The sequence below is a fragment of the Micromonospora sp. NPDC049559 genome, assembly GCF_040676675.1.
In the GTDB taxonomy this organism is placed as follows: domain Bacteria; phylum Actinomycetota; class Actinomycetes; order Mycobacteriales; family Micromonosporaceae; genus JBFAPK01.
Window position 1 is genome coordinate 23,923 of record NZ_JBFAPK010000063.1, and the last position, 6,278, is coordinate 30,200.

Genomic DNA, 6,278 nt, shown 5'->3' on the forward strand with positions numbered 1-6,278 from the left:
CGTTGGATATACCGCGCCTATTTCGTCCGGAATTACGCATAGAGTGCATTTGTTGTGGGATGTCCTCAATGGAGGCGGAACAAGAATGATCCTCGTTGAACGGAGCGCCCGGGTGGGGGCGCCGATCGAGGCGGTGTGGGACGTTGTCCAGCGGGCCGACCAACTGCCGGAATGGCTGGCCGGGGTGCGGCAGGCCGAGGTGGTTTCCGGTGAGGGGGTTGGTCGGCGGCAGCTCGTCCAGTCCGGCCGGGCGCCCGCCGTCGAGGCCGAGGTGATCGCCTACCAGGAGCCGACGCTGCTCGGTTGGCGGGAGCGGCCCAAGGGCGCCGGCGCCCGAGCCGAGGCCCGTACCGAGGTGTACGTGCAGCTCGCGCCGGACGGCGACGGCACGGCGGTACGGCTGATCGTGGTGCGCTGGGGCGTCGGCGCGGTCAGCAAGGCGCTGCGCCGCTGGAGCGTACGCCGCATGGGCGCCGGGTTGGAGAACTCGCTGCTGCGGCTCACGGACCTGGCCGCCCCGGTCGGGGACGCGCGGGCCGACGGACCGGCCCCCGCCGAGCTGCGCCTCGCCGACCTGCTGACGGCCGGCGACCGCGACCGGGACGAGTCCGACCCGGACGCGGCCGACGAGATCCGCGAGCCCGCGGTGGTGACCCGGGCGGGCGACGGCAGCACCCGCGTCGTGGCGCGCGCCCGCCTCAAGTGCTGAGCGCGCGACGGCGAGGGGCGGGCCCACCTCGACTGCTGAGCGCGCGATGGCGAGGGGCGGGCGCCGCGGCCTTCGCCGCGAGCACCCGCCCCTCGCCGTTTCCCGGGCCGCGCCCCGATGATCGACAGGGCGCGGCCTACGTGTCGGACGTCAGGAGTCGCCGCCGGTCTCGCCGACCGGCGCCGCGTTGACGTCGTCGATCGCGTACTTCTTGGCCGCCTCGGCCGGCACGGACGGCGGTACCACCCCGCGCAGCGCGAGCTGGCGCAGCGCGGCCACCGCGACCGACTCGGCGTCGACACGGAAGTGCCGGCGCAGCGCGTGCCGGGTGTCCGAGAGCCCGAAACCGTCGGTGCCGAGCGAGGTGTAGTCGCCCGGTACCCAGCGGGAGATCAGGTCCGGTACGGCCCGCATGAAGTCGCTGACCGCCACCACCGGTCCCGGGGCGTCCGTCAGCTTCCGCTGGATGTACGGCACCCGCGGCTCGCTGCCCGGGTTCAGCAGGTTGTGCTCCTCGCACTCCACCGCGTCCCGGCGCAGCTCCGTCCAGGAGGTGACCGACCAGACGTCGGCGGCCACGCCCCAGTCCTGGGCCAGCAACTGCTGCGCCTTGAGCGCCCACTGCATGCCGGTACCCGAGGCGAGGATGTTGGCCCGCGGCGTCTCGCCCCCGTCGGTGGCCTGCACGGACGGCGCCGGGGAGTACCGGTAGATGCCCTTGAGCAGCCCCTCGACGTCGAGGTCGGCCGGCTCCGCCGGCTGCACGATCGGCTCGTTGTAGACGGTCAGGTAGTAGAAGAGGTTCTCCTGCTGCTCGCCGTACATGCGGTGCAGGCCGTTCTCCACGATGTGCGCGATCTCGAACGCGAACGCCGGGTCGTACGCGACCACGGCCGGGTTCGTGGCCGCGATCAGCAGCGAGTGGCCGTCCTCGTGCTGGAGCCCCTCACCGTTGAGCGTGGTCCGGCCGGCGGTGGCGCCGAGCAGGAAGCCGCGCGCCATCTGGTCGGCGGCGGCCCAGAGCCCGTCGGCGGTGCGCTGGAAACCGAACATCGAGTAGAACATGTACATCGGGATCATCGGCTCGCCGTGCGTCGCGTACGACGTACCGGCCGCCGTGAACGAGGCCACCGAACCGGCCTCGTTGATCCCCTCGTGCAGGATCTGCCCGCTGGTCGCCTCCCGGTACGACAGGAAGAGTTCCCGGTCGACCGGCGTGTAGTTCTGGCCGTGCGGCGAATAGATTTTCTGCGTCGGGAAAAGCGAGTCCATCCCGAAGGTACGGGCCTCGTCCGGAATGATCGGGACCCAGCGCTTGCCGAAGTCCTTGTCCTTCATGAGGTCCTTGAGCAGCCGGACGAAGGCCATCGTGGTGGCCACCTTCTGCTTGCCCGAGCCCTTCTTGACGTCGGCGAAGCGCTCCGCGCCCGGAATCCGCAGCGGAATGGTCGTGGTCCGCCGCGACGGCAGGTAACCGCCGAGCGCCTGGCGCCGCTCCCGCAGGTACTCCATCTCCTCGGAGTCGTCCGCCGGCCGGTAGTACGGCGGCAGGTACGGGTTGCGCTCCAGCTCCGAGTCGGGGATGTCCAGGTAGAGCCGGTCGCGGAAGGTCTTCAGGTCCTCCAGCGTCAGCTTCTTCATCTGGTGCGTCGCGTTGCGGCCCTCGAAGTGCGAGCCGAGCGTCCAGCCCTTGATCGTCTTGGCCAGGATGACCGTCGGCTGCCCGGTGTGCTCGGTCGCCGCCTTGTACGCCGCGTAGAGCTTGCGGTAGTCGTGGCCGCCCCGCTTGAGGTTCCAGATCTCGTCGTCGGAGAGGTGCTCGACCATCTTGCGGGTCCGCGGGTCGCGGCCGAAGAAGTGCTCCCGGACGTACGCGCCGGACTCCGCCTTGTAGGTCTGGTAGTCACCGTCGGGCGTGACGTTCATCAGGTTGACCAGCGCGCCGTCGGTGTCGGCGGCGAGCAGCGGGTCCCACTCGCGGCCCCAGACGACCTTGATCACGTTCCAGCCGGCGCCGCGGAAGAACGCCTCCAGCTCCTGCATGACCTTGCCGTTGCCGCGTACCGGGCCGTCGAGGCGCTGGAGGTTGCAGTTGATCACGAACGTGAGGTTGTCCAGCTCCTCGCGGGCCGCCGCGCCGATCGCGCCCAGCGTCTCCGGCTCGTCCATCTCGCCGTCGCCCAGGAACGCCCATACGTGCTGGTCCGAGGTGTCCTTGATGCCTCGGTGGTGCAGGTAACGGTTGAACCGGGCCTGGTAGATCGCGTTGAGCCCGCCCAGCCCCATCGAGACGGTGGGGAACTCCCAGAAGTCCGGCATCAGCCGCGGGTGCGGGTACGACGGCAGGCCGCCGCCCGGGTGCGACAGCTCCTGCCGGAAGCCGTCGAGCTGGTCCTCGCTGAGCCGTCCCTCCAGGAAGGCGCGCGCGTACATGCCGGGGGAGGCGTGGCCCTGGTAGAAGATCTGGTCGCCGCCGCCCGGGTGGTTCTTGCCCCGGAAGAAGTGGTTGAAGCCCACCTCGTAGAGCGACGCCGAGCTGGCGTACGTGGAGATGTGGCCACCGACCCCGATCTCCGGGCGCTGCGCCCGGTGCACCAGCAGCGCCGCGTTCCACCGGACGTAGGCCCGGATGCGCCGCTCGATGTGCTCGTTACCGGGGAACCAGGGTTCCCGCTCGGGCGGGATGGTGTTGATGTAGTCGGTGGTGGTCAGGGGCGGGACCCCGACCTGGCGCTCCCGCGCCCGCTCCAGCAGGCGCAGCATGACGTAGCGAGCGCGTTTGGCGCCGCGTTCGTCGATGACACCATCTAGCGACTCGACCCATTCGGCCGTTTCCTCAGGGTCGATGTCCGGAAGCTGGCTCGGCAGGCCGTCGCTGATTACCGGGCGCTTGCGTTCCGTGGCCACAGGCGTTCCCTCGGTTGTGTGTGGGATAGGTCTCTAGCGCTATCCTGCCCCCTTATGCCTCTTCCCGTCACGTCTAGGCACCGCAGACGCGACGCTCGACACAGGTACCCACGGGTAACATTGTGTTAATACAGGCGTACGGCAGCGCTCCGGCCGCCGTCACCGAATCTTGAACGCGGTGATCCAATTCCGGATCGGGCCCACTATGGGCTTATCGATCGTTTTGTCAAGCACCGGTGCCACCCGCCGGAATGCGATCCCCGGCCGGGCCCTCGTCCGCCCGGGACGTCCCGCTCCGGCCGCCGCCCGTCCGGGTCGTCGCGCTCCGGCCGCCGCCCGCCGCCGGCCCTCCGCCGTCGGGCCGACCGCGCCGGTCGACCGGGGTACGGCAGACTGGGCCCATGCGCAGTGAAGTGATCACGGTGCGGACCGGCTCCCGGCCCGTCGTACGGGACATCACCCGCGAAGCCGAGAGCTTCCTCGCCGGGCAGGGCGACGGCCTGCTGCACGTCTTCGTACCGCACGCCACCGCCGGCGTGGCGATCATCGAGACCGGAGCCGGCTCGGACGAGGACCTGATCACCGCCCTGGACAGCCTGCTCCCCACCGACGACCGGTGGCGGCACCGGCACGGCTCGCCCGGGCACGGGCGGGACCACGTGATGCCCGCCTTCGTGGCGCCGTACGCGACCCTGCCGGTGATCGGCGGCCGGCTGGCGCTCGGCACCTGGCAGTCGATCTGCCTGGTCGACCCGAACGGCGACAACGCCACCCGACAGGTCCGCTTCTCCTTCCTCCCCGGCTGACCACCCCTGCCCCGGCTCGGCGGGCGCTCTTACCCGCGCCCGCCGAGCCGGTGGTGGGCCTCCCGGGCCGGAGGTGGGGCCTGCCCGGCCGGAGGTGGCGCCTGCCCGGCCGGTCCGCCGCGCCGCGCCGGTGGCCCGGGGCCGTTAGCCTCGGCCGGGTGACCCCCGTAGAGATCGACGCGCCGATCGTCGCCGTCACCGTCTATCCCGACAGCGCCCGGGTGACCCGCCGGGCGACCGTGGAACTCGCCGCCGGTACGCACCGGCTCCGCTTCGACTCGCTCCCGCTCACCCTGCGCCGCGACTCGGTCCGCGTCGGCGGTACCGGACCGGCGGCCGTGCTCGGCGTGGACGTGCTGACCCGGCACCAGCCGCGGACCACCGACGCCACCGCCGCCGAGCTGGAGGAGCGGCGCCGGAGCGTCGCGGCGGAACTGGCCGAGCTGGCCGACGCCGACGACGTGGAGAACCAGCGCGCCGAGTTCCTGACGCTGCTGACCCGGCGGGCCGGGGGCGGCTACGCCCGGGCGCTCACCGCGAACCAGGCGGCCCCCGCCGACGTCGGCGCGTTCGCCGACTCCATGGCCGAACAGCTCACGGCCGTACGGTCGCGGCGGAGGGAGCTGACCCGGCGCCGCGAGGAGGTCGCCGAGCGGCTCGCCGCCACCGAACGCGAGCTGTCGCAGCTCGCCGGCAAGCGCGCGCCGGACCGGCTGGCCGCCGAGGTGACGGTCGAGGTGACCCCCGGGCCGGGCGCACCCGCCGAGGACGCCGGGCTCGTCGAGGTCCGGCTGGAACTCTCGTACGTGGTGGACGGCGCCGGCTGGCGCTCCTCGTACGACCTGCGGCTGGTCGACGAGACGTTGACGCTGACCTGGTTCGGGCTGGTCAGCCAGCGCTCCGGCGAGGACTGGCCGGAGTGCGAGCTGCTGCTCTCCACCGCCCGCCCGTCGACCGCGACGAAGCTGCCGGAGCTGGAACCGTGGTACCTCGACCGGGCGGTGAGCTGGATGAGTCAGGAGGGTTCCCGGGGCGCTCCCCGGGAGGGCGTCGCCTTCGCCGCGGCGGCGATGCCCGCGCCGGCGGCGCCCGGGTCGGTGCCCCGCAAGCGCCCCGCCGCCCCGGTGGCGCAGCCGACCGCCACCGTCGAGCAGGGCGTCATGGCGGCCACCTACCGGCCCGCGCGGCCGGTGGCGGTACCGGCCGACGGCGCGGCGCACCGCGCCACCGTGGCGGCGCTGGAGCTGGCCACCTCGCTCGACTACGTCACCGCCCCGGTGCGCGCCCCCGAGGCGCACCTGCGCGCGACCGTGGTGAACGGCTCCCCGCACACGCTGTTGCCCGGCCCCGCGTCGGTGTTCCACGGCGGCGACTTCGTCGGCGGTACGACCCTGCCCACCTGGGCGCCGGGGGAGAAGGTCGAGTTGGCGCTGGGGCTGGACGACCGGATCCGGGTGGAGCGGGAACTGGTCCGGCGTAGCGACACCAAGGCGACGCTCGGCTCGACCCGCCGCCGGGAGGTGGAGTACCGGACCACCGTCGCCAACCACACGCCGCGCCCGGCCGAGGTGACGGTGCTCGACCAGCTGCCGGTCTCGCGCGACGAGGGGATCACGGTACGGGAGCCGCGGCTCGACCCGGCACCCGCGGAGCGTACCGAGCTCGGCGAGCTGACCTGGCGGCTGCGGCTGGCGCCCGGCGAGTCCCGGGAGATCACCACCGGCGTCCGGGTCGAGCTGGCCAAGGGCGTCGACCTCGCCGGCTGGCGCGAGTAACCCGCCCCCGCCCCGCCCGCCCCCGTCGATCTAGGGCAAATCCTCGTTAGTTGATCTCCAATCACGAGGATTTGCCCTAGA

At 72.3% G+C, this 6,278-nt stretch carries 3 protein-coding genes and 1 pseudogene; 3 read left to right on the forward strand and 1 reads right to left on the reverse strand.

Translation table 11 applies throughout. The annotated features are described in order from the left end of the window. Positions 1–85: 85 nt before the first annotated feature. Positions 86–526, forward strand: a pseudogene (locus AB0J86_RS37655) (SRPBCC domain-containing protein); the annotation flags it as partial. A gap of 333 nt (positions 527–859) precedes the next feature. Here AB0J86_RS37655 and aceE read toward each other — a convergent pair. Continuing rightward, a complete protein-coding gene (aceE, locus tag AB0J86_RS37660) occupies positions 860–3,616 on the reverse strand; it encodes a pyruvate dehydrogenase (acetyl-transferring), homodimeric type (RefSeq protein WP_363863317.1) in 2,757 nt (918 codons plus the stop codon). A 401-nt stretch (positions 3,617–4,017) separates the two neighbouring features. Here aceE and AB0J86_RS37665 point away from each other — a divergent pair, with 401 nt between their 5' ends. Further along, on the forward strand, positions 4,018–4,422 hold the full coding sequence (locus tag AB0J86_RS37665; RefSeq protein WP_363863320.1) for a YjbQ family protein: 405 nt from the start codon (positions 4,018–4,020) through the stop codon (positions 4,420–4,422). A 158-nt stretch (positions 4,423–4,580) separates the two neighbouring features. Next, positions 4,581–6,197, forward strand: a complete 1,617-nt coding sequence (locus tag AB0J86_RS37670) for a DUF4139 domain-containing protein (RefSeq protein ID WP_363863323.1) — start codon at positions 4,581–4,583, stop codon at positions 6,195–6,197. Positions 6,198–6,278 lie beyond the last annotated feature (81 nt).